Below are 24,091 nucleotides of genomic sequence, written 5' to 3'. Positions count from 1 at the left end.
GCTGTGCGCCACTGGAGGAACACGCTCAAACACGCATACCCCCACACCGGCCGCCCTCGACGCCGGGCCCAGGAGCGCATCTTGACCAGCACAGCGAACGCACCAGCGTCAGGCAGTGGCCGCGCCGCCCACCCCGACCACCTCGGCCACGTCGTCTTCATCACCGCGGCCGCTGCCATGGGCGGCTTCCTCTTCGGTTACGACAGCTCCGTCATCAACGGCGCCGTCGTCGCCATCCGCGACCGCTTCGACATCGGGTCCGGGGCACTCGCCCAGGTCATCGCCGCCGCCCTGATCGGCTGCGCCCTCGGCGCCGCCACCGCCGGCCGCATCGCCGACCGGATCGGCCGCATCCGCTGCATGCAGATCGCCGCCCTCCTCTTCACGGCGAGCGCCATCGGCTCGGCCCTGCCGTTCGCCCTCTGGGACCTGGCCGCGTGGCGCGTGATCGGCGGCTTCGGCATCGGCATGGCCTCCGTGATCGGCCCCGCCTACATCGCCGAGGTGTCCCCGGCCGCCTACCGCGGCCGCCTCGCCTCCTTCCAGCAGGCCGCCATCGTCATCGGCATCGCCGTGTCCCAGCTCGTCAACTGGGGCATCCTGAACCTCGCCGACGGCGACCAGCGCGGCAAGCTCGCCGGCTTCGAGGCCTGGCAGTGGATGCTCGGCGTCATGGTCGTCCCCGCCGTGCTCTACGGGATGATGTCCTTCGTCATCCCGGAGTCCCCGCGCTTCCTGATCTCCGTCGGCCGCACCGAGCAGGCCAAGCAGGTGCTGCGCGAGGTCGAGGGCTCCAAGATCGACCTGGACGTACGCGTGGCCGAGATCGAGCTGGCCATGCGCTCCGAGCAGAAGTCCACCTTCCGGGACCTCCTCGGCGGCCGCTTCGGCTTCCTGCCCATCGTCTGGATCGGCATCGGCCTCTCCGTCTTCCAGCAGCTCGTCGGCATCAACGTGATCTTCTACTACAGCTCCTCGCTGTGGCAGTCGGTCGGCATCGACCCGACCAGCTCGTTCCTGTACTCCTTCACCACGTCGATCATCAACATCATCGGCACGGTGATCGCGATGATCTTCGTGGACCGGATCGGCCGCAAGCCGCTCGCGCTCATCGGTTCGGCCGGCATGGCGCTCTCGCTCGGCCTCTGCGCGTGGGCGTTCTCCTACAAGACCGGCACCGGCGACAACATCTCCATGCCCGACACCCAGGGCACGGTCGCGCTCATCGCCGCGCACTGCTTCGTGCTCTTCTTCGCCCTGTCCTGGGGCGTGGTGGTCTGGGTGCTGCTCGGCGAGATGTTCCCCAACCGCATCCGGGCCGCGGCCCTCGGCGTCGCCGCCGCGGCCCAGTGGATCGCCAACTGGGTCATCACCGTCACGTTCCCGAGCCTGTCGGACTGGAACCTGTCCGGCGCGTACGTCATCTACACGGTCTTCGCCGTGCTCTCGATCCCCTTCATCCTCAAGTGGGTGCCGGAGACCAAGGGCAAGGCGCTGGAGGAGATGGGGTAACACTCCCCGCCACCACCCCTTCTCCTCGATACTGCCCCGGCTCAGTCCTTGAGCCGGGGCAGTACCTGTTCGCACAGCAGGTGCAGGCTGCGCCAGCCCTCGTCCAGCGGCATCCCGCCGCACAGCGGGTGCAGCACCAGGTTCCCCGACTCGCCGGCGCCCCGGGCGTGGGCCACCGCCTCGTCCGGGGTGAGGATCCGGTAGACGCCCTCCGCGCGCAGCTCCGCCACCGACCGCGCGGTCGACCGTACGGCGCTGCGGATGTCCTTCGACTGCCAGGACGCGTACATGTGCGCCTCGTGCAGGAAGCGCTCGCCGTGCTCGGCCCAGGTCCGGTCGGGGTCCTCGGAGATGTGCAGCAGCGGGGTCTCGGCCGCGGGCATCATGCAGAAGCCCTCCGTCCCGTACTCCGCGAGCTTCGCCCGGTAGTACGCCTCCAGCTCCGGCAGGTGCGCGCTCGGGAAGAAGGGCAGCCCCAGCCGGGCCGCACGCCGCGCGGCGGCCTCGGAGCTGCCGCCGACCAGGAGCATCGGGTGCGGCCGGGTGAAGGGCCGCGGAGTGACCCGTACGGTCCGGCCGCGGAACTCGAAGGGCTCGCCGGTCCACGCCTTCAGCAGGGTTTCGAGGAGCTCGTCCTGGAGCCGGCCGCGCCGGCCCCACTCCACGCCGTGCTGCTCGTACTCCTCGGGCCGGTAGCCGATCCCCGCGACCGTGACCAGGCGCCCGCCGCTCAGGAGGTCGAGGACGGCGATGTCCTCGGCCACCTTCAGCGGGTCGTACAGCGGGCCGATGATCGCCGAGACGGTGACGGCGATCCGGCGGGTGGCGCCGAAGACCGCGCCCGCGAACGCGAAGGGGGAGGGCAGCCAGTTGTTGCCGGTGCCGTGGTGCTCCTCGGTCTGGACGGTGTCGATCCCGCGGTCGTCCGCGTACCGGGCCATCTCCAGCGCCGCCTTGTAGCGGGCGGACAGGGACTCGGGGGTGCCGTTCGGGTCGACGAGGTTGAACCGGGCCACGGTGATGGGCATGGAGAAGTCCCCCTTCGCCGGATGTGGGTGGGCGAAGGGGGACGTTAGCTGACGTGGCGTCAGTTGGACAGGGATCCGGCGAGCTCGCGCTCCTCGGCAGCGGCCGGCTCGACGGGCGCCGTGCGCGGCAGTACGGCGTACAGCACCGCCGAGGTGAGGATGCCCGCCGCCCAGCCCAGGCCGTTCTCCCCGATCCTGGTGGAGGCGAGCGGTCCGCTGAACCAGTCCACCTCGGTGAACAGCAGGCCCACGACCAGGGCGAGGCCCCAGGCGGTCATCGCCTGCCAGGCGAAACCGCCCCGGTACCAGTAGGCGCTGGTGCGCGTGGTGTCCAGCAGCGCGGGGCCGTCGTAGGTCCGGCCGCGCAGCATGTCCACGCCGAAGACGCCGATCCACGCGGAGAAGGCCACGGCCAGCAGGGTCAGGAAGGATATGAAGGAGCCGAAGAAGCCGGTCGCGACCACCATCAGCAGGAAGCCGAAGACCAGGCTGATCACCGCGTTGACGCTGACCGCCCAGGCGCGCGGGACCCTGATGCCGAGGGTCTGCGCGGTGAAACCGGCCGAGTACATGGACATCGAGTTGATCAGCAGCATGCCGACGAGCGCGATGAGCAGGTACGGGACCGCGATCCACGCCGGGAGCAGCTCGCCGATGAAGGAGACCGGGTCCTGGGCGGAGGCCAGGTCCGGGGTGCCGACGGCCATGACCGCGCCCATCAGGACCATGGGGAGGACGACCACGCCCGCGCCGCCGATCGTCGCGCCGACCATGCCCTTGGAGGAGGCCGTGCGGGGCAGGTAGCGGGTGAAGTCGGGACCGGACGGCACCCAGCTGATCCCGCCGGCCGCGATCGTGCCGATGCCCGCGATCATCATGGCCGTGGAGCCGGCCGGCTTGCCGAGGACGGCGGCCCAGTCGGTGGTGAAGACCAGGTAGGCGAGGACGAGCACGCTGAAGGCGCCGAAGAGGTACGTGGACCACTTCGAGCAGACGCGCAGGGCGTTGATGCCCAGGCCGGAGACCACGAAGGTGCAGCCCACGAAGAACAGCAGCGTGACGACGATGAGCGGGGTGCTGCTCTCGACCCCGAAGAGCAGGTCGAGCACGGTCAGGACGGCGTAGGCGCCGCTGACCGCGTTGATGGTCTCCCAGCCCCAGCGGGCCACCCAGATCAGCGCCCCCGGGAAGAGGTTGCCGCGCTGCCCGAACACCGCCCGTGACAGGGCCATGCCGGGAGCGCCGCCGCGCTTGCCGGCGATCGAGATCACGCCGACGATCCCGTACGAGACGACGGGCGCGGCGACCGCGACGACCAGCACCTGCCAGATGTTGAGCTTGTTGAAGATCACCAGGCCGGCGCCCATGGTCAGCAGCAGCACGCTGATGTTGGCGGCCACCCAGGTGGGGACGAGCTCGCGGACCCGGCCGCCGCGCTCGCTGTCCGGGACGGGCTCCAGGCCGCGGGTCTCGACCGCGGTCTCTTCGGCAGGCATGCGGTGACTCCGTGGGGGAGGGTGCGGGGGAAGCTGCTCATCATCATGGATGTGCCGCTAAAAGCACAAATGGGGGCTTCCGTCCCGTGTGAACGCCCGAGGTCCGGGGTCTGGGCCGCCCGTGGCCGATACTGGTGGGGTTATGGACATCCTCATCCTTGCTGTAGTCATCGCCCTGGTCGCGGTCGGCGCGATCAGCGGGCTCGTGGTCAGCAGCCGCAAGAAGAAGCAGCTGCCGCCCCAGGCACCGCCGAGCACGCCGACCATCACTGCCCCGCCTGCCGAACCGCAGGTGGGGGAGGACGCCGTAGAGACGGCGGAAGAGCCGCGCCGCACGATCGAGGAGGTCGTGCTCCCGGAGGCGGAGGCCGCGGCTCCCGTCGAGGCGCCGACGGCGGAGCCCGAGGTCCCGGCCGCGCCCCCGATCGAGGTGCCCGAGCCCACCGCCGGCCGTCTGGTCCGGCTGCGCGCCCGGCTCGCCCGTTCGCAGAACTCGCTCGGCAAGGGGCTGCTCACGCTGCTCTCCCGGGAGCACCTCGACGAGGACACCTGGGAGGAGATCGAGGAGACCCTCCTGGTCGCCGACGTCGGCGTCGTCCCGACCCAGGAGCTGGTCGACCGGCTCCGCGAGCGGGTCAAGGTGCTCGGCACCCGCACCCCCGCGGATCTGCGCGCGCTGCTGAAGGAGGAGCTGCTGACCCTGGTCGGCACCGACTTCGACCGTGTCGTGAAGACCGAGAGCGGCGAGGACACCCCCGGCGTGATCATGGTCGTCGGCGTCAACGGCACCGGAAAGACCACCACCACCGGCAAGCTGGCCCGCGTGCTCGTCGCCGACGGCCGCAGCGTGGTGCTCGGCGCGGCCGACACCTTCCGGGCCGCCGCCGCCGACCAGCTCCAGACCTGGGGCGAGCGCGTCGGCGCCCGTACCGTGCGCGGCCCCGAGGGCGGCGACCCCGCCTCGATCGCGTACGACGCGGTCAAGGAGGGCATCGCCGAGGGCGCCGACGTGGTGCTCATCGACACCGCCGGCCGCCTGCACACCAAGACCGGCCTCATGGACGAGCTCGGCAAGGTCAAGCGCGTCGTGGAGAAGCACGGCCCGCTCGACGAGATCCTGCTGGTCCTGGACGCCACCACCGGGCAGAACGGCCTGATGCAGGCCCGTGTCTTCGCGGAGGTCGTGGACATCACCGGCATCGTGCTGACCAAGCTCGACGGCACCGCCAAGGGCGGCATCGTCATCGCCGTCCAGCGGGAGCTGGGTGTTCCGGTCAAGCTCGTCGGCCTCGGCGAGGGAGCGGACGACCTGGCGCCCTTCGAGCCGGAGGCGTTCGTGGACGCCCTGATCGGCGACTGAGGGCGGGCAGGGACGGCGCAGATCCCGCGGATCCATGCCGGTGCCCCCGTGTTCCGCCCGGAACGCGGGGGCACCGGCATGTGCGGCCGGGGGCGGCTACGGCATCAGCGGCGGAAGCGGTGGCAGAGGTAGGCGAGCGTGCCCAGCAGCAGCCGCGCCTGCGGCGGGCTCCCGGCCGAGTCGAGCGCGGGCGGCCGCAGCCAGCCGACCGGGCCGAGCCCGGCCCGGTCCGACGGCGGGGCCGTGACGAAGGCGCCGTCCCCCAGGGCCCGGAGGTCGAGGTGGGCGTCGTCCCAGCCCATCCGGTACAGCAGCTGCGGAAGGTCGGCGGCCGCGCCCGGGGCGACGAAGAACTGCGCCCGGCCGTCCGGGGTCACGATGACCGGCCCGAGCGGCAGGCCCATCCGCTCCAGCCGGACCAGCGCCCGCCGCCCGGCCTCCTCGGAGACCTCGATGACGTCGAAGGAGCGGCCGACGGGCAGCAGCACCGCCGCGCCGGGGTACTCGCCCCAGGCCTCGGTGACCTCGTCCAGGGTGGCCCCGGCCTTGACCGTGGGCGCGAAGTCCAGCGGATGCGCGCCGGGGGCGGCGCATCGCGCGTCCCCGCAGGAGCAGTCCCGGGCGGGCGCCGCGGCGCGGGCTCCGGGGACCACGTCCCAGCCCCACAGGCCGGTGTACTCCGCCACCGCCGTGCACTCCGAGGTCCGGCCGCGGCGCCGGATGCCGGAACGGAACTCCCTGGTGCCGCGGCTGCCGCCGATCGTGAAGCCCATGCCCATGCCCCCTCCAACGGGTCGGACGCGCCGGTGGTTACGACGTCGGCCGGACTCCCCCGGCCGCCGCCGGGAGGTTCCCCCGGCTGCGGGCGGTCCGCCGCGGGGGTGTCGTCCGCGGAGCGTCCTGCGAGGTGGCCCGGCGCACTCCTCGCCGCGCGCGCCCCGAGCGCACTCCAGTCCAACCAAAGCCGTTTCACCTCGATGTCAAGTGAATCGCGCCTGGCGGGTGGCTTGTTCATTCGAAGGGGTGGCGAATGGTGGCGTTTCTGGAATCGGCCTCGCGGGAGGGGTGATCGTAGGATTACTTTCAGTGCACGAACCCCGAAGGCGGACCCGTCCGTGGGTATGCCGGAGGCAATGTGTGGAGGACCTGTGAAGGTCCGTGGCGGCGCTTGCCGCACCCGACAGGGTTTCGTGTGGAAGAGGCTGAGCGGATGGGGGCGTTCCAGTGAGCGGCAACGGCGCAAGCGGAACGGTGGACCATCCTGCTGCGCGCAATGAACAGCTGACGTCGTGGTTCGTCCGCAGCGGCTGGTCCAAGGGCGAGCTGGCCCGCCAGGTCAACCGCCGGGCCCGGCAGATGGGCGCCCACCACATCAGCACGGACACCTCCCGGGTCCGCCGCTGGCTCGACGGCGAACAGCCCCGCGAGCCCGTTCCGCGGATCCTCTCCGAACTGTTCTCGGAGCGCTTCGGCTCGGTCGTCGCCATCGAGCAGCTCGGCCTGCGCACCGCCCACCAGACCCCCTCGGTGTCCGGCGTCGACCTGCCCTGGGCCGGACCGCAGACCGTCGAACTGCTCGGCGAGTTCTCCCGCAGTGACCTGATGCTGGCCCGCCGCGGCTTCCTCGGGACCTCGCTCGCCCTCTCCGCCGGCCCCGCCCTCATCGAGCCCATGCAGCGCTGGCTCGTCCCGGTCCCGGCCGCCGACCCGGGACCGCGCCAGCCGGGGCCGGCGGGCGCCCTCGGGGGGCACCGCCCGCCCCGGCTCTCCGAGCCCGAGCTCGACCTCCTCGACGCCACCACCGTCATGTTCCGCCAGTGGGACGCCCAGTGCGGGGGCGGGCTGCGCCGCAAGGCCGTCGTGGGGCAGCTCCACGAGGTCACCGACCTGCTCCAGGAGAGCCACCCGGCCCCGGTCATGAAGCGGCTCTTCAAGGTCGCCGCCGAGCTCGCCGAACTGGCCGGCTGGATGAGCTACGACATCGGCCTGCACCCCACCGCGCAGAAGTACTTCGTGCTCGCGCTGCACGCCGCCAAGGAGGGCGGGGACAAGCCGCTGGGCTCATACATCCTCTCCAGCATGAGCCGCCAGATGATCCACCTGGGCCGCCCCGAGGACGCCCTCGAACTCATCCACCTCGCCCAGTACGGCAGCCGCGACTGCGCCGGCCCGCGCACGCAGGCCATGCTGTATGCGATGGAGGCCCGCGCCTACGCCAACATGGGCCAGCCCAGCCGCTGCAAGCGGGCCGTGCGGATGGCCGAGGACACCTTCGGTGACGTCGGCTTCGGCGGCGAGCCGGAACCCGACTGGATCCGCTTCTTCTCCGAGGCCGAGCTGAACGGCGAGAACTCCCACTCGTACCGCGACCTGGCCTACGTCGCCGGCCGCAGCCCGACCTACGCCTCCCTCGCCGAACCCGTCATGGAACGGGCCGTCGAACTGTTCGAGAAGGACCCGGAGCACCAGCGCTCGTACGCCCTCAACCTCATCGGCATGGCCACCGTCCACCTGCTCCAGCGCGAGCCCGAACAGGCCGCCGTCCTCGTCGGCCGGGCCCTCGACGTGGCCGGAAAGGTTCGGTCCGAACGGGTGAACACCCGGCTCCGCAAGACCGTCGACACCGCCGCCCGTGAGTACGGCGACGTCGCCGAGGTGGTCCGGCTCACCGACCACCTCGCCTCCCGCCTCCCCGAAGCGGCGGAGGCCGTCTGACGGCCCACGCGGCCGCCCCCAAGGCCCCGGCCGCGGCAGTCACCCCGTGAAGCCCGATCAGGCTCCCCCAGCCAGGACGTCCGGGTACCGCCGCGGCCGGTTGTGAAGACCACTCGTTCATGGACGCGTAACACGCCCGACCTCTTCGTCACGGGCACGAAACACCGAGCGGCGCCGCCGGAAACCGGCCTGCGCGAATCTCATGGCCAATAACCGGCCAGTTCCTTACACCGCCGCTCAGGTTTTCACGATCGCCCGCACGCGAACGTACCGACGACGAGGAGACGCCGATGGCATCAGCCATCACGACCCTCGCGGCAGACGCCCCCACGCTGTCTGCCGCGAACACCGGGTTCATGCTCATCTGCTCCGCCCTGGTCATGCTGATGACCCCGGGCCTCGCCTTCTTCTACGGAGGCATGGTCCGCGTCAAGAGCAGCCTCAACATGCTGATGATGAGCTTCATCAGCCTCGGGATCGTCACGATCCTCTGGGTGCTCTACGGTTTCAGCCTCGCCTTCGGCACCGACTCCGGCTCCCTCATCGGCTGGAACTCCGACTACGTCGGCCTCAGCGGCATCGGCATCACCGAGCTGTGGGACGGCTACACCATCCCGGTCTACGTCTTCGCCGTCTTCCAGCTGATGTTCGCCGTCATCACCCCGGCCCTGATCAGCGGCGCCCTCGCCGACCGCGTCAAGTTCAGCGCCTGGACCCTCTTCACCGTCCTGTGGGTCACCGTCGTCTACTTCCCCGTCGCCCACTGGGTCTGGGGCGCCGGCGGCTGGCTCTTCGAGCTCGGCGTCATCGACTTCGCGGGCGGCACCGCCGTCCACATCAACGCCGGCGCCGCCGCCCTCGGCGTGATCCTGGTCATCGGCAAGCGCGTCGGCTTCAAGAAGGACCCGATGCGCCCGCACAGCCTGCCGCTCGTCATGCTCGGCGCCGGTCTCCTCTGGTTCGGCTGGTTCGGCTTCAACGCGGGCTCCTGGCTCGGCAACGACGACGGCGTCGGAGCCGTCATGTTCGTCAACACCCAGGTGGCCACCGCCGCCGCCATGCTCGCCTGGCTCCTCTACGAGAAGCTGCGCCACGGCTCCTTCACCACCCTCGGCGCCGCCTCCGGCGCGGTCGCCGGCCTCGTCGCCATCACCCCGTCCGGCGGCTCCTGCTCCCCCCTCGGCGCGATCGCCATCGGCGCCATCGCCGGTCTGCTGTGCGCCATGGCCGTCGGCCTCAAGTACAAGTTCGGCTACGACGACTCCCTCGACGTCGTCGGCGTCCACCTCGTGGGCGGTGTCGTCGGCTCGCTGCTCGTCGGGTTCTTCGCCACCGGCGGGGTCCAGTCCGACGCGGCCGGCCTCTTCTACGGCGGCGGCCTGGAGCAGCTCGGCAAGCAGGCCATCGGAGTCTTCTCCGTCCTCGCCTACTCTCTCGTCGCGTCCGCGGTGCTCGCCTTCCTCCTCGACAAGACGATCGGGATGCGGGTCTCCGAGGACGACGAGGTCTCCGGCATCGACCAGGTCGAACACGCCGAGACCGCCTACGACTTCAGCGGCGCCGGCGGCGGCTCCTCCTCCCGGAGCACCGCCGCCCCCGTCCCCGCTGCCGCCGCGAGCAAGAAGGTTGACGCATGAAGCTGATCACCGCGATCGTCAAGCCGCACAAGCTGGACGAGATCAAGGAAGCCCTCCAGACCTACGGGGTCCAGGGGCTCACGGTCACCGAGGCCAGCGGCTACGGCCGCCAGCGGGGCCACACCGAGGTCTACCGCGGCGCGGAGTACACCGTGGACCTCGTACCCAAGATCCGCATCGAGGTACTGGTCGAGGACGCCGACGCCGAAGAGGTGATCCGGGTCATCGTGAGCTCCGCCGCCACCGGAAAGATCGGCGACGGCAAGGTGTGGAGCGTCCCCGTGGACTCGGTGGTCAGGGTCCGCACCGGCGAGCGCGGCGCTGACGCGCTCTAGTCAGAGGAGCTCCCGGGTGACGAGTGCCGAAGAGACCACGGACCACACGGCCGACTCGGGACCCGGCGGCTACGCCGCGGCCCGGCTGCGACTCCTCCAGGAGGAGTCGCGGTCCGGGCCTTCCCGGCGTTCCGCGCTGGCCGGGCTGACCGACGAATGGCTGAACTCCCTGTTCACGACCGCCGTCCGGGAGACCGGAGTACGCGGCGCCGCGCTGGTGGCCGTCGGCGGCTACGGGCGGGCCGAACTCTCCCCGCGCAGCGACCTGGACCTGGTACTGCTGCACGACGGCAAGGCCGATCCGCGGGCGCTGAGCGCGCTGGCCGACCGCCTCTGGTACCCGGTGTGGGACCTGGGCCTGGCCCTCGACCACTCGGTACGGACCCCCGGCGAGGCCCGCAAGACCGCCTCCGAGGACCTCAAGGTGCACCTCGGCCTGCTGGACGCCCGGCCGGTCGCGGGGGACGTCGGCCTCCTCGCCGGCCTGCGGACCTCCGTGCTCGCCGACTGGCGCAACCAGGCCGCGAAGAGGCTCCCGCAGCTGGACGCCCTGTGCCGCGAGCGGGCCGAGCGGGCCGGGGAGCTGCGCTTCCTGCTGGAACCCGACCTGAAGGAGGCCCGCGGCGGGCTCCGGGACGCCACCGCGCTGCGGGCGGTGGCGGCGTCCTGGCTGGCCGACGCCCCGCGCGAGGGCCTCGCCGACGCCCGGCGCCGGCTCCTGGACGCGCGGGACGCCCTGCACCTGGTGACCGGCCGGGCCACCGACCGGCTCTCCCTCCAGGAACAGGACCAGGTCGCCGCCCGGCTCGGGGTGCTCGACGCGGACGCACTGCTGCGCGAGGTCTACGAGGCCGCGGGGGTCGTCGCCTACGCCGCCGACGTGACCTGGCGGGAGGTGGGGCGCGTACTGCGGGCACGCTCCGCCCGTCCGCGGCTGCGCGGGCTGCTGGGCACCCGGGGCGCCCCGGCGGCCGAGCGGGCGCCGCTGGCCGAGGGGGTCGTGGAGTCCGACGGCGAGGCCGTCCTGGCCCTGGCCGCCCGCCCCGACCGCGACCCGGTGCTGCCGCTGCGGCTCGCCGCGGCCGCCGCGCAGGCGGGTCTTCCCGTATCGCTGCACGCCCTGCGCCGGCTCGCCGTACAGGCCAAGCCCCTGCCGGTGCCGTGGCCGGCGGAGGCCCGGGAGCAGCTGGTGACGCTGCTGGGCGCGGGGGAGCCGACGGTGGCCGTGTGGGAGGCCCTGGAGGCGGAGGGCCTGATCACCCGCCTGCTGCCCGACTGGGAACGGGTGCGCTGCCGCCCGCAGCGCAATCCCGTCCACACCTGGACGGTGGACCGACACCTGATCGAGACGGCGGTCCGGGCCTCGGCCCTCACCCGCCGGGTCGGCCGCCCCGACCTGCTGCTGATGGCCGCCCTGCTGCACGACATCGGCAAGGGCTGGCCGGGGGACCACTCGGTGGCCGGGGAGACCATCGCCCGGGACGTGGCCGTCCGGCTCGGCTTCGACGCGCAGGACGTCGCCGTCCTGGGCACCCTCGTACGGCACCACCTGCTTCTGGTCGACACCGCGACCCGGCGCGACCTGGACGACCCGGCCACGGTCCGCTCGGTCGCCGAGGCCGTCGGATCGGTGGGCACCCTGGAGATCCTGCACGCCCTGACGGAGGCGGACGCCCTGGCCACCGGGCCGGCGGCGTGGAGCGCGTGGCGGGGCTCCCTGGTGTCCGACCTCGTCGGGCGGGTCACCGCCGTCCTGCGCGGCACGGCCCCGGTGGCGGGGGAGCCGGAGGTCGCGACCACGGAACACGAGCGCCTGGCCGTGGAGGCCCTGCGCACCGGGGAACCGGTGCTCGCGCTGCACACCCGGCCGGAGGAGGACGCGGTCGGCGTCGAGCTGGTGGTGGCCGTCCCCGACCAGCCGGGAGTCCTCCCCGCGGTGGCCGGGGTGCTGGCCCTGCACCGCCTCACCGTCCGGGCGGCCGACCTGCGCTCCGTGGAGCTTCCGGACCGGCTGGGCGAGGTCCTGGTGCTGCGCTGGAGGGTGGCGGCCGCGTACGGCTCCCTGCCGGAGGCGGCGCGGCTGCGGACCGACCTGATCCGGGCCCTGGACGGCTCGCTGGACGTCCCGGGGCGGCTGGCGGACCGCGAGGCGGCGTACCCGCGCCGGCGCGGCGTGGTCCCGCCCCCGCCGCGGGTCGAGGTGGTACCGGACGTCTCCTCGCTGGCCACGGTGCTGGAGGTCCGGGCGCCGGATGCGGTCGGCCTGCTGCACCGGATCGGGCGGGCGCTGGAGTCGGGCGGGGTCCGGGTCCGCAGCGCGCACGTCTCGACGCTGGGCGCCAACGCGGTGGACACGCTGTACGTCACCACCCCCGAGGGGAAGCCGCTGGACCCCGCGGACGCGACCGCCCTGGCCGGGCTGGTGGAGTCGGCCCTGGCGTAGCGGGTGCGGCCGCTGCGCGGGGCCGTCCCCTACCCGCCCTTCCACCGTTCCCCGAGGCTCCGCCCCAGACCCCATACGTGCGCTGCGCGCCCGTGCCCTCAAACGCCGGGCGGGCTGAAGATCCAGCCCCGTCGGCGTTTGAGGCGCGGGGTGCGGGGCGGAGCCCCGATCTTGTGCCCTCACCTGTGTACTCAGGCGGGCAAAAATCCAGCCTCCCCGGCGCTTGAGAGGCGGGGTCCGGGGCGGAGCCCCGGGGGAAAGTCGCCCGCAAGGCCGGATGGGCGGCGAGGGCGGATACCCTGGGGGACGACTACACGCCCCCGACCCGAGGAATCGCGACCACCGTGTTCGATACGCTCTCCGACCGCTTGGCGAATACCTTCAAGGGCCTGCGCGGCAAAGGCCGGCTGTCCGAGGCTGACATCGACTCGGCGGCCCGGGAAATCCGTATCGCGCTCCTTGAGGCCGACGTCGCCCTCCCGGTCGTCCGCTCCTTCATCGCGAACGTCAAGGAAAGGGCCCGCGGCGAGGAGGTCAGCAAGGCGCTGAACCCCGGCCAGCAGGTCCTGAAGATCGTCAACGACGAGCTCGTCACGATCCTCGGTGGCGAGACCCGGCGGCTCCGGTTCGCCAAGACCGCCCCCACCGTGATCATGCTGGCCGGTCTCCAGGGTGCCGGTAAGACCACCCTCGCGGGCAAGCTCGGCCTCTGGCTCAAGGGGCAGGGCCACACCCCGCTCCTCGTCGCGTGCGACCTGCAGCGCCCCAACGCCGTCAACCAGCTCTCCGTCGTCGCGGACCGCGCGGGCGTGGCGTTCTACGGGCCGCAGCCGGGCAACGGCGTCGGCGACCCGGTCCAGGTCGCCAAGGACTCCGTCGAGTACGCGCGCACCAAGCAGCACGACATCGTCATCGTCGACACCGCCGGCCGCCTCGGCATCGACGCCGAGCTGATGCAGCAGGCCGCCGACATCCGCGACGCGGTCTCGCCCGACGAGATCCTCTTCGTCGTCGACGCCATGATCGGTCAGGACGCGGTCAACACCGCCGAGGCCTTCCGCGACGGCGTCGGCTTCGACGGCGTGGTGCTCTCGAAGCTCGACGGCGACGCCCGCGGTGGCGCCGCGCTCTCCATCGCGCACGTCACCGGCAAGCAGATCATGTTCGCCTCGAACGGCGAGAAGCTCGACGATTTCGACGCCTTCCACCCGGACCGCATGGCGGGCCGGATCCTCGACATGGGTGACATGCTCACCCTCATCGAGCAGGCCGAGAAGACCTTCTCCCAGGCCGAGGCCGAGAAGATGGCGGCCAAGCTCGCCAAGGGCCCCAAGGAGTTCACGCTCGACGACTTCCTGGCCCAGATGGAGCAGGTCCGCAAGATGGGCTCCATCTCCAAGCTGCTCGGCATGCTCCCGGGCATGGGCCAGATCAAGGATCAGATCAACAACATCGACGAGCGTGACGTGGACCGCACCGCCGCGATCATCAAGTCGATGACCCCGGCCGAGCGCCAGGACCCGACGATCATCAACGGTTCGCGCCGTGCCCGTATCGCCAAGGGATCCGGCACCGAGGTCAGCGCCGTCAAGTCGCTGGTCGAGCGCTTCTTCGACGCCCGCAAGATGATGTCCCGCATGGCCCAGGGCGGCGGCATGCCGGGCATGCCCGGCATCCCCGGGATGGGCGGCGGCCCCGGCCGCCAGAAGAAGCAGGTCAAGCAGGCCAAGGGCAAGCGCAAGAGCGGCAACCCGATGAAGCGCAAGGAAGAGGAGGCCGCAGCCGCGGCCCGCCGCGAGCAGGGCCCGCAGGCGATCGAGCCCGCGGCCGGCGGCAGCCCCTTCGGCCTTCCGGCCGGCGACGGCCGCCCGGGACAGGAATTCGACCTTCCGGACGAGTTCAAGAAGTTCATGAAGTAGCGGCCGCGCGAGCAGGCAGCGGAGGGCCCCGGTCGTGTGTCACGGCCGGGGCCCTCTGCATTCTGCGGGGCAGTGGGTGGATTTGTCGCTTATCGTCGGCCGGGAGGTCGGCAGAAGGAGGCGCCCCGTGCCCAGCCCCACCCCCGTACCGCCCCGCGACCGGGCCGACACGCCCTGGCGCTCCGAGGGTGCGCCGCCCACCGCTCCGCCGAAGAAGCGGATGCCGGGCGGCTGGCGGTGGCTGATCCTCACCGCACTGATCGTGTACCTGATCACCAACCTGGTGCTGTCCTTCTTCAACGAGGGCGACGAGCCGACGATCTCGTACACCGAGTTCAGCAAGCAGGTCGCGAGCGGCAACGTCTCGAAGATCTACTCCAAAGGCGACGCCATCCAGGGCCAGCTGAAGGCCAAGCAGCCGGTGCCCGACGGCGGCAAGGGCGACTACACCAAGTTCGTCACCCAGCGCCCCGCCTTCGCCGACGACGACCTGTGGGCCGACCTCACCAAGCAGAACGTGAACGTCACCGCCTCCCCGGTCGTCGAGCAGCGCAGCTTCCTGGCCAACCTGCTGCTCTCCCTCGCCCCGATGCTGCTCCTGGTCCTGCTGTGGGTCTTCGTCGCCCGGCGGATGGGCGCGGCCATGGGCGGCGGCCTCGGCGGGCTCGGCCGCAAGGCGCCGCCCAAGCCGGTGGAGCTGGAGGAGGGCGCCCAGCGCACCACCTTCGAGGACGTGGCGGGCATCGACGAGGTCGAGGGCGAGCTCAACGACGTCGTCGACTTCCTCAAGAACCCGCACGCCTACCGCAGGCTGGGCGCCCGGATGCCCGGCGGCGTGCTCCTGTCCGGCCCGCCCGGCACCGGAAAGACCCTGCTCGCGCGGGCGGTGGCCGGCGAGGCCGGGGTGCCGTTTTTTTCCGCCTCCGCCTCCGAGTTCATCGAGATGATCGTCGGCGTCGGCGCCTCACGGGTGCGCGAACTGTTCACCGAGGCGCGCAAGGTGGCCCCCGCGATCATCTTCATCGACGAGATCGACACCATCGGACGGGTGCGGGGCGGCGGCGCTGCCATGGGCGGCCACGACGAACGCGAACAGACCCTGAACCAGATCCTCACCGAAATGGACGGCTTCTCCGGCTCGGAGGGGGTCGTCGTCCTCGCCGCCACCAACCGCGCCGACGTCCTGGACCCCGCCCTGACCCGGCCCGGCCGCTTCGACCGCACGGTGACCGTCTCCCCGCCCGACCGGGGCGGCCGCGAGGCCATCCTGCGCATCCACACCCGGGACATCCCGCTCGCACCGGGCGTCGACCTCGCCCAAGTGGCGCGCACCACCCCGGGAATGACCGGCGCCGAACTGGCCAACCTGGCCAACGAGGCCGCCCTGCTGGCCGTCAAGCGCCGGCAGGACGAGGTCACCCAGTCCGATCTGTCCGACGCCCTGGAGAAGGTCCAGCTCGGCGCCGAGCGGTCCCTGGTCATGCCGCTGGAGGAACGCCGCCGCACCGCCTATCACGAGAGCGGCCACGCCCTCCTGGGCATGCTCCAGCCGGGCGCCGACCCGGTCCGCAAGATCACGATCGTGCCCCGCGGCCGCGCCCTCGGCGTCACCCTCTCGACCCCGGACGCCGACCGGTACGCGTACACCGAGGACTACCTGCGCGGCCGCATCATCGGGGCGCTCGGCGGCATGGCCGCCGAGCACGTCGTCTACGACGTCATCACCACGGGCGCGGAGAACGACCTCGAACAGGTCACCAACATCGTCCGGGGCATGGTCGGCCGCTGGGGCATGAGCGAGCGCGTCGGCAAGCTCACCGCCATCCCGTCCGACGGCGGCGGCCCGTACGGCCTGTCCGCCGCCCCCACCACCCTCGACACGGTGGACCACGAGATGCGGCGGATCGTCGACGAGTGCTACGTGGAGGCCTGCCGCCTCCTGCGCGAACACCGTCCGAAACTCGACTCCCTCGCCGAGGCCCTGCTCGCCAACGAGACCCTGGACGAACGGGCCGCGTACGCCGCCGCCGGCATCACCCGCCTGACGAAGGGCCCCGACCCGGAGTGAGCGGCACGGGTCAGGCCATTCGGGCGATCACGTACCGGAAGATGTTCGGCAGCCATACGGACCCGTCGGGCCGCTCGTACGGGTGAAGGGCCTCGGCCAGCTCCTTCTCCGCCAGCGAGGCGTCCGCGGCGCCGTCGTAGAGGCGGGTCGACAGCAGCCCGCGTACGGCGCTGTCCACGTCCGCGTACCCGAAGGGGCAGAAGACCCGCCCGGAGCCGTCCGGCCGCAGCCCGGCCCGCTCGACCAGCGCGTCCAGGTCCCGGGGCACCGGCCCGCCGCCCAGCACCGACGGCACCGTGCAGCGCTCCGCCGGACCCCAGTCGGCCAGCACCACGGCCCCGCCCCGCCGGACCGCGGGCAGCGCCGCGGCCAGGGCCGCCGGGGCCGGCGAGAAGGCCAGCAGGGCGTCGTACGGGCGGTTCCCCGGCGGCGCCGCGGGAGGTTCCGCCAGGACGTCCAGGAGGCGCTCACGGGCCAGCGCGCGCCGCGCCGGATCCGCCTCCACACCCGTGGCCACGGCTCCCCGCCCGGCCGCGAGCAGCAGGGCCAGCCCGGCCCCGCAGTCGAGGCCGAGCAGCCGATCGCCCGGCCCGACCTCCAGCCGGTCGTAGACCGCCTCGTACAGCGGTACCAGCATCCGTTCCTGGATCTCGGCCCAGTCCCGGGCGACGAGCGTGGCCGTCGGCATCGGTGTCATCGAAAGAGCGCTCCTGATTCCGTGTCGCCCCCTTGCCCCCGTTGCCAGAGAACTCCCCATTCGCGTCCGCGTCCAGAGGAGCGCGCCACCCGATTCACGCTCGGCGCGCCCGGCGCCGTACCATTCGCGCCATGGCAAAGGCACCCGTTCTCACCCCGCAGGCGGAGGATTTCCCCCGCTGGTACCAGGATCTGATCAACAAGGCCGAACTGGCCGACAACGGTCCGGTCCGCGGCACCATGGTCATCCGACCGTACGGCTACGGCCTGTGGGAGCGGATGCAGCAGGAGATGGACGCGCGCATCAAGGACGCGGGCGCCCAGAACGCGTACTTCCCGCTGTTCATCCCGCAGTCGTACCTGACGAAGGAAGCGGAGCACGTCGAGGGCTTCGCCCCCGAGCTCGCGGTCGTCACGCACGGCGGCGGCAAGGAGCTGGAAGAGCCGGTCGTCGTCCGGCCCACCTCCGAGACGATCATCAACGACTACTTCTCCAAGTGGGTCCAGAGCTACCGCGACCTGCCCCTGCTGATCAACCAGTGGGCCAACGTGGTCCGCTGGGAGATGCGCCCGCGCGTGTTCCTCCGTACGAGCGAGTTCCTCTGGCAGGAGGGCCACACCGCCCACGCCACGTACGAGGACGCCCGCGACTACGCCGCCCGGATCCACCGCGACGTCTACGGCGACTTCATGACGAACGTGCTCGGCATCGACGTCGTGCTGGGCCGCAAGACCGCGAAGGAGCGCTTCGCCGGCGCCATCAACACCCTCACCCTCGAGGGCATGATGGGCGACGGCAAGGCCCTCCAGCTGGGCACGAGCCACGAGCTCGGCACCAACTTCGCCAAGGCCTTCAACACGCAGTACCTGTCGAAGGAAGGCAAGCAGGAGCTCGTCTGGCAGACCTCGTGGGGCGTCTCGACCCGCATGGTCGGCGGCCTGATCATGTCCCACGGCGACGACAACGGCCTGCGCGTCCCGCCGCGCCTGGCCCACGTCCAGGTCGTCGTCATGGCGATCAAGGGTGACGAGGCCGTCGCCAAGGTCCGCGAGCTCGGTGCGCAGCTGAAGGCCGCCGGCATCCGCGTCCAGGTCGACGACCGCGTGGACACCCCCTTCGGCCGCCGCGCCGTGGACTGGGAGCTCAAGGGCGTACCGGTGCGCATCGAGATCGGCCCCCGCGACCTGGAGGCCGGAACCGCGATGCTGGCCCGCCGCATCCCGGGCGGGAAGACCCCGGTGCAGATCGACGCGCTCGCCGACCTGCTGCCCAAGGTGCTGGACGAGGACCAGGCGCAGCTGCTGCGCGAGTCCCGCGAGCGCCGTGAGGCCCGTACGTCCGACGTGGCCACCATCGAGGAGGCCGCCGAGGCCGCCATCGCCGGCGGCTGGGCGCGGATCCCGTGGGCCGACCTCGGCCCGGAGGGCGAGGCCAAGCTGGCCGAGCAGGCCGTCTCCGTGCGCTGCCTGGTAGCCGCCGACGGGTCGGTTCCGGAGGCGGACGACGCCCCGGGCACCCTCGCGATCGTCGCGCGTTCGTACTAGTGCGCCCCGGGCCCCGGCGGTGCGGCCGTGCCGCGCCGCCGGGGCCGAGTGCGTCGTTCGTACTCGTTACGTACCGACTCCTCCTGACATGGACGCACCCGTCCTCGTCAGGACGCATGAGACTGAACTGACTGGTACGTGCAAAAAATTTGGAATGGCCCGGAATCGGAACACCGGGGCACCTCGGCTCGTTGTCACGACGTGAGCACGACACCACCTGTTCTCGCCGCAGAGCTGGCGCAGGCGTGGGCCGACATTCAGCGGTACCACCCCGAGCTGCCTGACCTTGCCGCGCCCGAGTCCCTGATCGGAGAGTCGTCGTCCGCCTGTGGCGCCGAGCTCTCCTTCGAGCGACTGCTGCACGAGGCAGTCCACGGCATCGCCGCCGCCCGCGGGGTCCGAGACACCTCGCGCGCCGGCCGCTACCACAACCGCAGATTCCTCGCGATCGCCGAGGAGATGGGGCTGGACCACTCCGAAGAGCCGCACGCGAGCAGCGGTTTCTCGCTCGTCACGCTCAACCCCGAGGCGAGGCGGCGCTACCGCCCCACCATGGAGCGGCTCCAGCGGGCCCTGAAGGCGCACACGGCCGCCACGGCCGCCGACACCAAGCGCAGCTTCCGCGGACCGGCCGCCCGGCACGGGTCCTCCGGCGGCGGCGTGCGGGTCAAGGCGGTCTGCGACTGCGGGCGCAACGTACGGGTGGTCCCCTCCGTGCTCGCCCAGGCGCCGATCGTGTGCGGCGGCTGCATGAAGCCGTTCCGCATCCCGGAAGTGGCGGTCGCGGCCGCAGCCTCCTGACCGGGGCAGTGGCGGGCCGGGAGGCCGGACACCCGTACGGCTGAGCGGACCGCAGGCGTATGGCACAATGAACAGCTGTACTCGACAGTCGCATAGGACCCCTCTCTCCTCCGGCTGACGCGTCCATCGGGCACCCGAGTACCGCAACCCCACGTGGCATCTCATGTGCCCAACCACGTCAAGTTCAGGAGACACCACTCCAGTGGCAGTCAAGATCAAGCTCAAGCGCCTCGGCAAGATTCGCCAGCCGCACTACCGCATCGTCGTCGCCGACGCCCGCACCCGCCGGGATGGTCGCGCGATCGAGGAGATCGGTATCTACCACCCGACCTACAACCCGTCGCGCATCGAGGTCAACGCCGAGCGTGCGCAGTACTGGCTGTCCGTCGGCGCCCAGCCCACCGAGGCTGTGCTCGCCATCCTGAAGCTGACCGGTGACTGGCAGGCCCACAAGGGCCTTCCCGCCCCCGCGCCGCTGCTGCAGCCGGCGACGAAGGAAGACAAGCGTCGTTCCTTCGACGAGTTCGCCAAGACCCTCGAGGGTGGCGACGCCAAGGGCGAGGCCATCACCCAGAAGGCGAAGAAGGCCGACAAGAAGGCGGACGAGGCTGAGGCCGCCGCCGAGTCGACCGAGGCCTGAGCATGCTCGAGGAGGCTCTTGAGCACCTCGTAAAGGGCATTGTGGACAACCCCGACGATGTGCAGGTCGCCTCGCGCAACCTGCGCCGCGGGCAGGTGCTCGAGGTCAGGGTCCACCCCGACGACCTCGGCAAGGTGATCGGCCGCAACGGCCGCACCGCGCGTGCTCTGCGTACCGTCGTGGGCGCCATCGGCGGCCGCGGGATCCGCGTCGACCTCGTCGACGTGGACCAGGTCCGCTGAAAAGTTGAAACACCGGCACGGGCCGGGGAGGGCATTGCGCCCGCCCCGGCCCGTCGTCGTCTGAACAGGAGAGGTACAAGTGGAGCTGGTAGTCGCGCGGGTCGGCCGCGCCCACGGGATCAAGGGTGAGGTCACCGTAGAGGTGCGCACGGACGAGCCGGAGCTGCGGCTCTCGCCCGGCGCCGTCCTGCGGACCGAGCCCGCGTCGGCGGGGCCGCTGACCATCGAGGCGGGCCGTGTGCACAGCGGACGCCTCCTGCTCCGCTTCGCCGGCGTCAAGGACCGCACCGGCGCCGAGGCGCTGCGCAACACGCTCCTGATCGCCGACGTGGACCCGGCGGAGCTGCCGGAGGACGAGGACGAGTACTACGACCACCAGCTGATGGACCTGGACGTGGTGCTGGAGGACGGCACGGAGATCGGCCGGATCACCGAGATCTCCCACCTGCCGTCGCAGGACCTCTTCATCGTCGAGCGGCCGGACGGCACCGAGGTGATGATCCCCTTCGTGGAGGAGATCGTCGCCGAGATCGACCTGGAGGAGCAGCGCTGCGTCATCACCCCGCCGCCCGGGCTGATCGACGAGCGTGAGGCGGTCATCGACTCGACCCGCGACGCCGAGGGCGACGCCTGATGCGGCTCGACGTCGTCACGATCTTCCCCGAGTACCTGGAGCCGCTGAACGTCTCCCTGGTCGGCAAGGCCCGGGCCCGCGGCCAGCTCGACGTACACGTCCACGACCTGCGGGACTGGACGTACGACCGGCACAACACGGTCGACGACACCCCGTACGGCGGCGGCCCCGGCATGGTCATGAAGACCGAGCCGTGGGGCGAGGCCCTCGACGAGGCGCTGGCCGACGGGTACGAGTCGGGCGCGCACGGGCCCGTCATGGTCGTCCCCACGCCCAGCGGCCGGCCCTTCACGCAGGAGCTGGCCGTCGAACTCTCCGAACGGCCCTGGCTGATCTTCACGCCGGCCCGCTACGAGGGCATCGACCGCCGGGTCATGGACGAGTACGCCACGCGCATGCCGGTGTACGAGGTCTCCATCGGCGACTACGTCCTGGCGGGCGGCGAGGCCGCCGTCCTGGTCGTCACCGAGGCCGTGGCCCGGCTGCTGCCCGGAGTGCTCGGCAACGCCGAATCCCACCGGGACGACTCCTTCGCGCCCGGCGAGATGGCGAACCTTCTCGAGGGGCCCGTCTACACCAAGCCCCCCGTCTGGCGCGGCCGGGACATCCCCGAGGTGCTGCTCAGCGGGCACCACGGCAAGATCGCACGCTGGCGCCGCGACGAGGCCTTCCGGCGGACCGCGCAGAACCGCCCGGACCTGATCGAGCGCTGCGAGGCCGCCGCCTTCGACAAGAAGGACCGGGAGATCCTCTCCATCCTGGGCTGGCAGCCGACGCCCGACGGCCGATTTTGGCGCAGGCCGCCGGCCGTGGAAGAATAGGCGGCTGCTGTGTGCTCGTGGACGCCCCTGCCACAGGGGGACCGTCGTCCGCAGGGTGGCACGGCTCCCGAATTCTCTACGGAAACCCGCACTGGCGACCTGTGGCGTCATGCGAAGAAAGCAGACGAAGAACATGTCTCACCTGCTCGATGGCGTCAACGCCGCCGCGCTCCGCTCGGACGTCCCGGCCTTCCGCCCGGGTGACACGATCAACGTGCACGTCCGCGTGATCGAGGGCAACCGCTCCCGTATCCAGCAGTTCAAGGGTGTTGTCATCCGTCGCCAGGGCTCTGGCGTCTCCGAGACCTTCACCGTTCGCAAGGTCTCCTTCAGCGTCGGCGTGGAGCGTACCTTCCCGGTCCACTCCCCGATCTTCGAGAAGATCGAGCTCGTCACCCGCGGTGACGTGCGCCGCGCCAAGCTGTACTACCTCCGTGAGCTCCGCGGCAAGGCCGCGAAGATCAAGGAGAAGCGCGACAACTGAGGTCCTCTTCGGGGTCCCGGGGTGGCCGGATAGGCTCGCTCCCGATGGACACCGAAGCACCTCACACGGAACGCGGCCACTCTTCCCCCCGCGAGGGGGAGGAGCGGTCGCGTTCCGTCTTTTCAGGCGCCGGTCGGCGGCCGCTGACCCTGCGGCGGGCCGGACTGCTCGGCGTGCTCCTCACCGTCTTCCTGCTGCTGCTCGGCAATTTCGTCGTCCAGCCCTTCCTGATCCCGAGCCGTTCGATGGAGCCGACGCTCCAGGTGGGGGACCGGCTGCTGGTGAACAAGCTGGCGTACCGTTTCGGCGACCAGCCGCGCCGCGGGGACGTGGTGGTCTTCGACGGCACGGGATCCTTCGTACGGGAACGGCCCGGGGGCGATCCGATCGGTACGGCCCTGCACGGGGTGGGGTCGGCGCTCGGCCTCGCGGAGCCCTCCGACACCGACTTCGTGAAGCGGGTCGTGGGCGTCGGCGGTGACGACGTGGTGTGCTGCGACGCCGGCGGCCGCGTGGAGGTCAACGGGGTACCGCTGGAGGAGCCCTACCTCCACCCCGGCGACGCTCCCTCGACGGTGCCCTTCCGGATCGTCGTACCCCTGGGGACCCTGTGGGTGATGGGTGATCATCGTGCCCAGTCCCGGGACTCGCGCGACCACCTGGGGGAACCGGGCGGGGGGATGGTGCCGGTGGAGAAGGTGATCGGGCGGGCCGACTGGATCGGCTGGCCGGCCTCGCGCTGGGGTGCCGTCGGCGGCGGTCGTGGGTAGCCGCGGGCGGCCGCGACCGCGGCGGGAGCCCGAGCCGGAGCCGGAACCCGGCCCCGTGCCCGAGGGCGGCCGGGCCGAGCGGCGCCGGCTGGCCCGCAAGGTGCGCCGGCGCCGCCGCACGCGCCGCGCGGGGGAACTGCCCCTGCTGGTCGCGGTGGCCCTGTGCATCGCCCTGCTCCTCAAGACCTTCCTCGTGCAGGCCTTCTTCATCCCGTCGGGCTCCATGGAACAGACCATCCGGATCGGCGACCGGGTCCTGGTGGACAAGCTGACCCCGTGGTTCGGCTCCGAGATCGAGCGTGGCGACATCGTCGTCTTCAAGGACCCCGGGGGCTGGCTCAAGGGCGAGGCGGCCCGGCCCGCGCCCGACCCGGTCGGCGTGAAGCAGGTCAAACAGGCCCTGACCTTCATCGGCCTGCTGCCCTCGGCCGACGAGCAGGACCTGATCAAGCGGGTCATCGGGATCGGCGGGGACACCGTCAAGTGCTGTGACGCCAGGGGCCGGGTCTCCGTCAACGGCTCGCCGCTCGACGAGCCGTACGTGAACGCGGGCAACGCTCCGTCGGAGATCCGCTTCGAGGTGAAGGTGCCGGCGGGCCGGCTCTTCGTGATGGGCGACCACCGGGCGAATTCGGCCGATTCCCGCTACCACCTCGACGAGGCCTTCGACGGGACCATCGACGAAAAGGGGGTCGTGGGCGAGGCCGTGGTGATCGCCTGGCCCTACGACCACTGGCGCCGGCTGGAGCAGCCCGCGACCTTCCGCATGGTGCCCGATCAGGCGCGGCGCGAGGGACGCGCCCGCAGGCGACGCCGTCGGGGCGCGCCGTTCGCATAGTGTGTCCTGGGTCTCCCGAGCCCTAGGGAACTCCCGCTCGTTAGGGGAGGGGAGGGCCCGTGTCCGATCCGGTGCGGGCGGCGATTTCCGAGTGAGGAGTGGATGTG

At 71.6% G+C, this 24,091-nt stretch carries 21 protein-coding genes; 17 read left to right on the top strand and 4 right to left on the bottom strand.

Going from position 1 to position 24,091, the window contains the following annotated elements; all coding sequences use genetic code 11:
* The first annotated feature begins 81 nt into the window (after positions 1-81).
* A complete protein-coding gene (locus tag ACIP5M_RS29895) occupies positions 82-1,512 on the top strand; it encodes a sugar porter family MFS transporter (RefSeq protein ID WP_401202463.1) in 1,431 nt (476 codons plus the stop codon).
* 41 nt (positions 1,513-1,553) lie between these two features.
* On the opposite strand, the gene ACIP5M_RS29890 is transcribed toward ACIP5M_RS29895, so the two are convergent.
* Positions 1,554-2,540 carry an LLM class flavin-dependent oxidoreductase gene (locus ACIP5M_RS29890; protein WP_401202461.1) on the bottom strand — a complete coding sequence of 329 codons (987 nt, stop codon included), beginning with the start codon at positions 2,538-2,540 and terminating at the stop codon, positions 1,554-1,556.
* 59 nt (positions 2,541-2,599) lie between these two features.
* Positions 2,600-4,036: a purine-cytosine permease family protein gene (locus ACIP5M_RS29885; RefSeq protein ID WP_401202459.1), complete on the bottom strand. Its 1,437-nt coding sequence runs from the start codon at positions 4,034-4,036 to the stop codon at positions 2,600-2,602.
* A gap of 142 nt (positions 4,037-4,178) precedes the next feature.
* On the opposite strand from ACIP5M_RS29885, the gene ftsY reads away from it, so the two are divergent.
* Positions 4,179-5,396: a signal recognition particle-docking protein FtsY gene (ftsY, locus tag ACIP5M_RS29880; protein ID WP_401202457.1), complete on the top strand. Its 1,218-nt coding sequence runs from the start codon at positions 4,179-4,181 to the stop codon at positions 5,394-5,396.
* 104 nt (positions 5,397-5,500) lie between these two features.
* Here ftsY and ACIP5M_RS29875 read toward each other — a convergent pair whose 3' ends face one another.
* Positions 5,501-6,169, bottom strand: a complete 669-nt coding sequence (locus tag ACIP5M_RS29875; RefSeq protein WP_401202525.1) for a bifunctional DNA primase/polymerase — start codon at positions 6,167-6,169, stop codon at positions 5,501-5,503.
* Between the two features lie 451 nt (positions 6,170-6,620).
* On the opposite strand from ACIP5M_RS29875, the gene ACIP5M_RS29870 reads away from it, so the two are divergent.
* The 6 genes from ACIP5M_RS29870 (at position 6,621) to ftsH (ending at position 16,513) form a co-directional block, all read left to right on the top strand.
* Entirely contained in the window at positions 6,621-8,111 is a 1,491-nt protein-coding gene (locus ACIP5M_RS29870) for a hypothetical protein (RefSeq protein ID WP_401202455.1), read from the top strand.
* A gap of 290 nt (positions 8,112-8,401) precedes the next feature.
* Complete coding sequence (locus tag ACIP5M_RS29865; RefSeq protein ID WP_401202454.1) at positions 8,402-9,748, top strand: ammonium transporter; 1,347 nt, start codon at positions 8,402-8,404, stop codon at positions 9,746-9,748.
* Positions 9,745-10,083: a P-II family nitrogen regulator gene (locus ACIP5M_RS29860; RefSeq protein WP_401202453.1), complete on the top strand. Its 339-nt coding sequence runs from the start codon at positions 9,745-9,747 to the stop codon at positions 10,081-10,083. The genes ACIP5M_RS29865 and ACIP5M_RS29860 overlap by 4 nt, the downstream gene beginning before the upstream one ends.
* A gap of 16 nt (positions 10,084-10,099) precedes the next feature.
* The gene (locus ACIP5M_RS29855) at positions 10,100-12,526 is read left to right on the top strand and encodes a [protein-PII] uridylyltransferase (protein ID WP_401202451.1); all 2,427 of its coding nucleotides are present in this window, start codon (positions 10,100-10,102) and stop codon (positions 12,524-12,526) included.
* 344 nt (positions 12,527-12,870) lie between these two features.
* Positions 12,871-14,445 (top strand): signal recognition particle protein, encoded by a 1,575-nt coding sequence (ffh, locus tag ACIP5M_RS29850; RefSeq protein WP_401202449.1) that lies wholly within the window; start codon positions 12,871-12,873, stop codon positions 14,443-14,445.
* A 127-nt stretch (positions 14,446-14,572) separates the two neighbouring features.
* A complete protein-coding gene (gene ftsH, locus ACIP5M_RS29845; protein WP_401202447.1) occupies positions 14,573-16,513 on the top strand; it encodes an ATP-dependent zinc metalloprotease FtsH in 1,941 nt (646 codons plus the stop codon).
* Positions 16,514-16,523: 10 nt separating this feature from the next.
* On the opposite strand, the gene ACIP5M_RS29840 is transcribed toward ftsH, so the two are convergent.
* Positions 16,524-17,210 carry a methyltransferase type 11 gene (locus ACIP5M_RS29840; protein WP_401202445.1) on the bottom strand — a complete coding sequence of 229 codons (687 nt, stop codon included), beginning with the start codon at positions 17,208-17,210 and terminating at the stop codon, positions 16,524-16,526.
* Positions 17,211-17,341: 131 nt separating this feature from the next.
* Here ACIP5M_RS29840 and proS point away from each other — a divergent pair, with 131 nt between their 5' ends.
* The 9 genes from proS (at position 17,342) to lepB (ACIP5M_RS29795) (ending at position 23,984) form a co-directional block, all read left to right on the top strand.
* Positions 17,342-18,754: a proline--tRNA ligase gene (gene proS, locus ACIP5M_RS29835; protein ID WP_401202444.1), complete on the top strand. Its 1,413-nt coding sequence runs from the start codon at positions 17,342-17,344 to the stop codon at positions 18,752-18,754.
* 201 nt (positions 18,755-18,955) lie between these two features.
* A complete protein-coding gene (locus ACIP5M_RS29830; protein ID WP_401202443.1) occupies positions 18,956-19,555 on the top strand; it encodes a hypothetical protein in 600 nt (199 codons plus the stop codon).
* A 202-nt stretch (positions 19,556-19,757) separates the two neighbouring features.
* A complete protein-coding gene (gene rpsP / locus ACIP5M_RS29825) occupies positions 19,758-20,195 on the top strand; it encodes a 30S ribosomal protein S16 (protein WP_385398712.1) in 438 nt (145 codons plus the stop codon).
* Between the two features lie 2 nt (positions 20,196-20,197).
* Entirely contained in the window at positions 20,198-20,437 is a 240-nt protein-coding gene (locus tag ACIP5M_RS29820) for an RNA-binding protein (RefSeq protein WP_007266827.1), read from the top strand.
* A gap of 79 nt (positions 20,438-20,516) precedes the next feature.
* Positions 20,517-21,071 carry a ribosome maturation factor RimM gene (gene rimM / locus ACIP5M_RS29815; protein WP_401202441.1) on the top strand — a complete coding sequence of 185 codons (555 nt, stop codon included), beginning with the start codon at positions 20,517-20,519 and terminating at the stop codon, positions 21,069-21,071.
* The gene (trmD, locus tag ACIP5M_RS29810; RefSeq protein ID WP_401202440.1) at positions 21,071-21,892 is read left to right on the top strand and encodes a tRNA (guanosine(37)-N1)-methyltransferase TrmD; all 822 of its coding nucleotides are present in this window, start codon (positions 21,071-21,073) and stop codon (positions 21,890-21,892) included. The genes rimM and trmD overlap by 1 nt, the downstream gene beginning before the upstream one ends.
* A gap of 133 nt (positions 21,893-22,025) precedes the next feature.
* On the top strand, positions 22,026-22,376 hold the full coding sequence (gene rplS, locus ACIP5M_RS29805; protein WP_365917480.1) for a 50S ribosomal protein L19: 351 nt from the start codon (positions 22,026-22,028) through the stop codon (positions 22,374-22,376).
* 44 nt (positions 22,377-22,420) lie between these two features.
* Entirely contained in the window at positions 22,421-23,146 is a 726-nt protein-coding gene (gene lepB, locus ACIP5M_RS29800; RefSeq protein WP_401202438.1) for a signal peptidase I, read from the top strand.
* A 55-nt stretch (positions 23,147-23,201) separates the two neighbouring features.
* Positions 23,202-23,984 carry a signal peptidase I gene (lepB, locus tag ACIP5M_RS29795; protein WP_401202437.1) on the top strand — a complete coding sequence of 261 codons (783 nt, stop codon included), beginning with the start codon at positions 23,202-23,204 and terminating at the stop codon, positions 23,982-23,984.
* The last annotated feature ends 107 nt before the right edge of the window (positions 23,985-24,091 follow it).

The organism is Streptomyces sp. NPDC088762 (genome assembly GCF_044750905.1).
Taxonomy (GTDB): Bacteria; Actinomycetota; Actinomycetes; order Streptomycetales; family Streptomycetaceae; genus Streptomyces.
Note: the sequence above shows the minus strand (reverse complement) of the source record. Positions and strands in the feature narration are given on the sequence as shown.

Bases quoted from the DNA above. Each gene is read 5' to 3' on its own strand.
- ACIP5M_RS29890 (WP_401202461.1), bottom strand. From the start codon at position 2,540: ATGCCCATCACCGTGGCCCGGTTCAACCTCGTCGACCCGAACGGCACC.
- ACIP5M_RS29885 (WP_401202459.1), bottom strand. From the start codon at position 4,036: ATGCCTGCCGAAGAGACCGCGGTCGAGACCCGCGGCCTGGAGCCCGTC.
- ftsY (WP_401202457.1), top strand. From the start codon at position 4,179: ATGGACATCCTCATCCTTGCTGTAGTCATCGCCCTGGTCGCGGTCGGC.
- ACIP5M_RS29875 (WP_401202525.1), bottom strand. From the start codon at position 6,169: ATGGGCTTCACGATCGGCGGCAGCCGCGGCACCAGGGAGTTCCGTTCC.
- ACIP5M_RS29865 (WP_401202454.1), top strand. From the start codon at position 8,402: ATGGCATCAGCCATCACGACCCTCGCGGCAGACGCCCCCACGCTGTCT.
- ACIP5M_RS29860 (WP_401202453.1), top strand. From the start codon at position 9,745: ATGAAGCTGATCACCGCGATCGTCAAGCCGCACAAGCTGGACGAGATC.
- ACIP5M_RS29840 (WP_401202445.1), bottom strand. From the start codon at position 17,210: ATGACACCGATGCCGACGGCCACGCTCGTCGCCCGGGACTGGGCCGAG.
- proS (WP_401202444.1), top strand. From the start codon at position 17,342: ATGGCAAAGGCACCCGTTCTCACCCCGCAGGCGGAGGATTTCCCCCGC.
- ACIP5M_RS29820 (WP_007266827.1), top strand. From the start codon at position 20,198: ATGCTCGAGGAGGCTCTTGAGCACCTCGTAAAGGGCATTGTGGACAAC.
- trmD (WP_401202440.1), top strand. From the start codon at position 21,071: ATGCGGCTCGACGTCGTCACGATCTTCCCCGAGTACCTGGAGCCGCTG.
- rplS (WP_365917480.1), top strand. From the start codon at position 22,026: ATGTCTCACCTGCTCGATGGCGTCAACGCCGCCGCGCTCCGCTCGGAC.
- lepB (WP_401202438.1), top strand. From the start codon at position 22,421: ATGGACACCGAAGCACCTCACACGGAACGCGGCCACTCTTCCCCCCGC.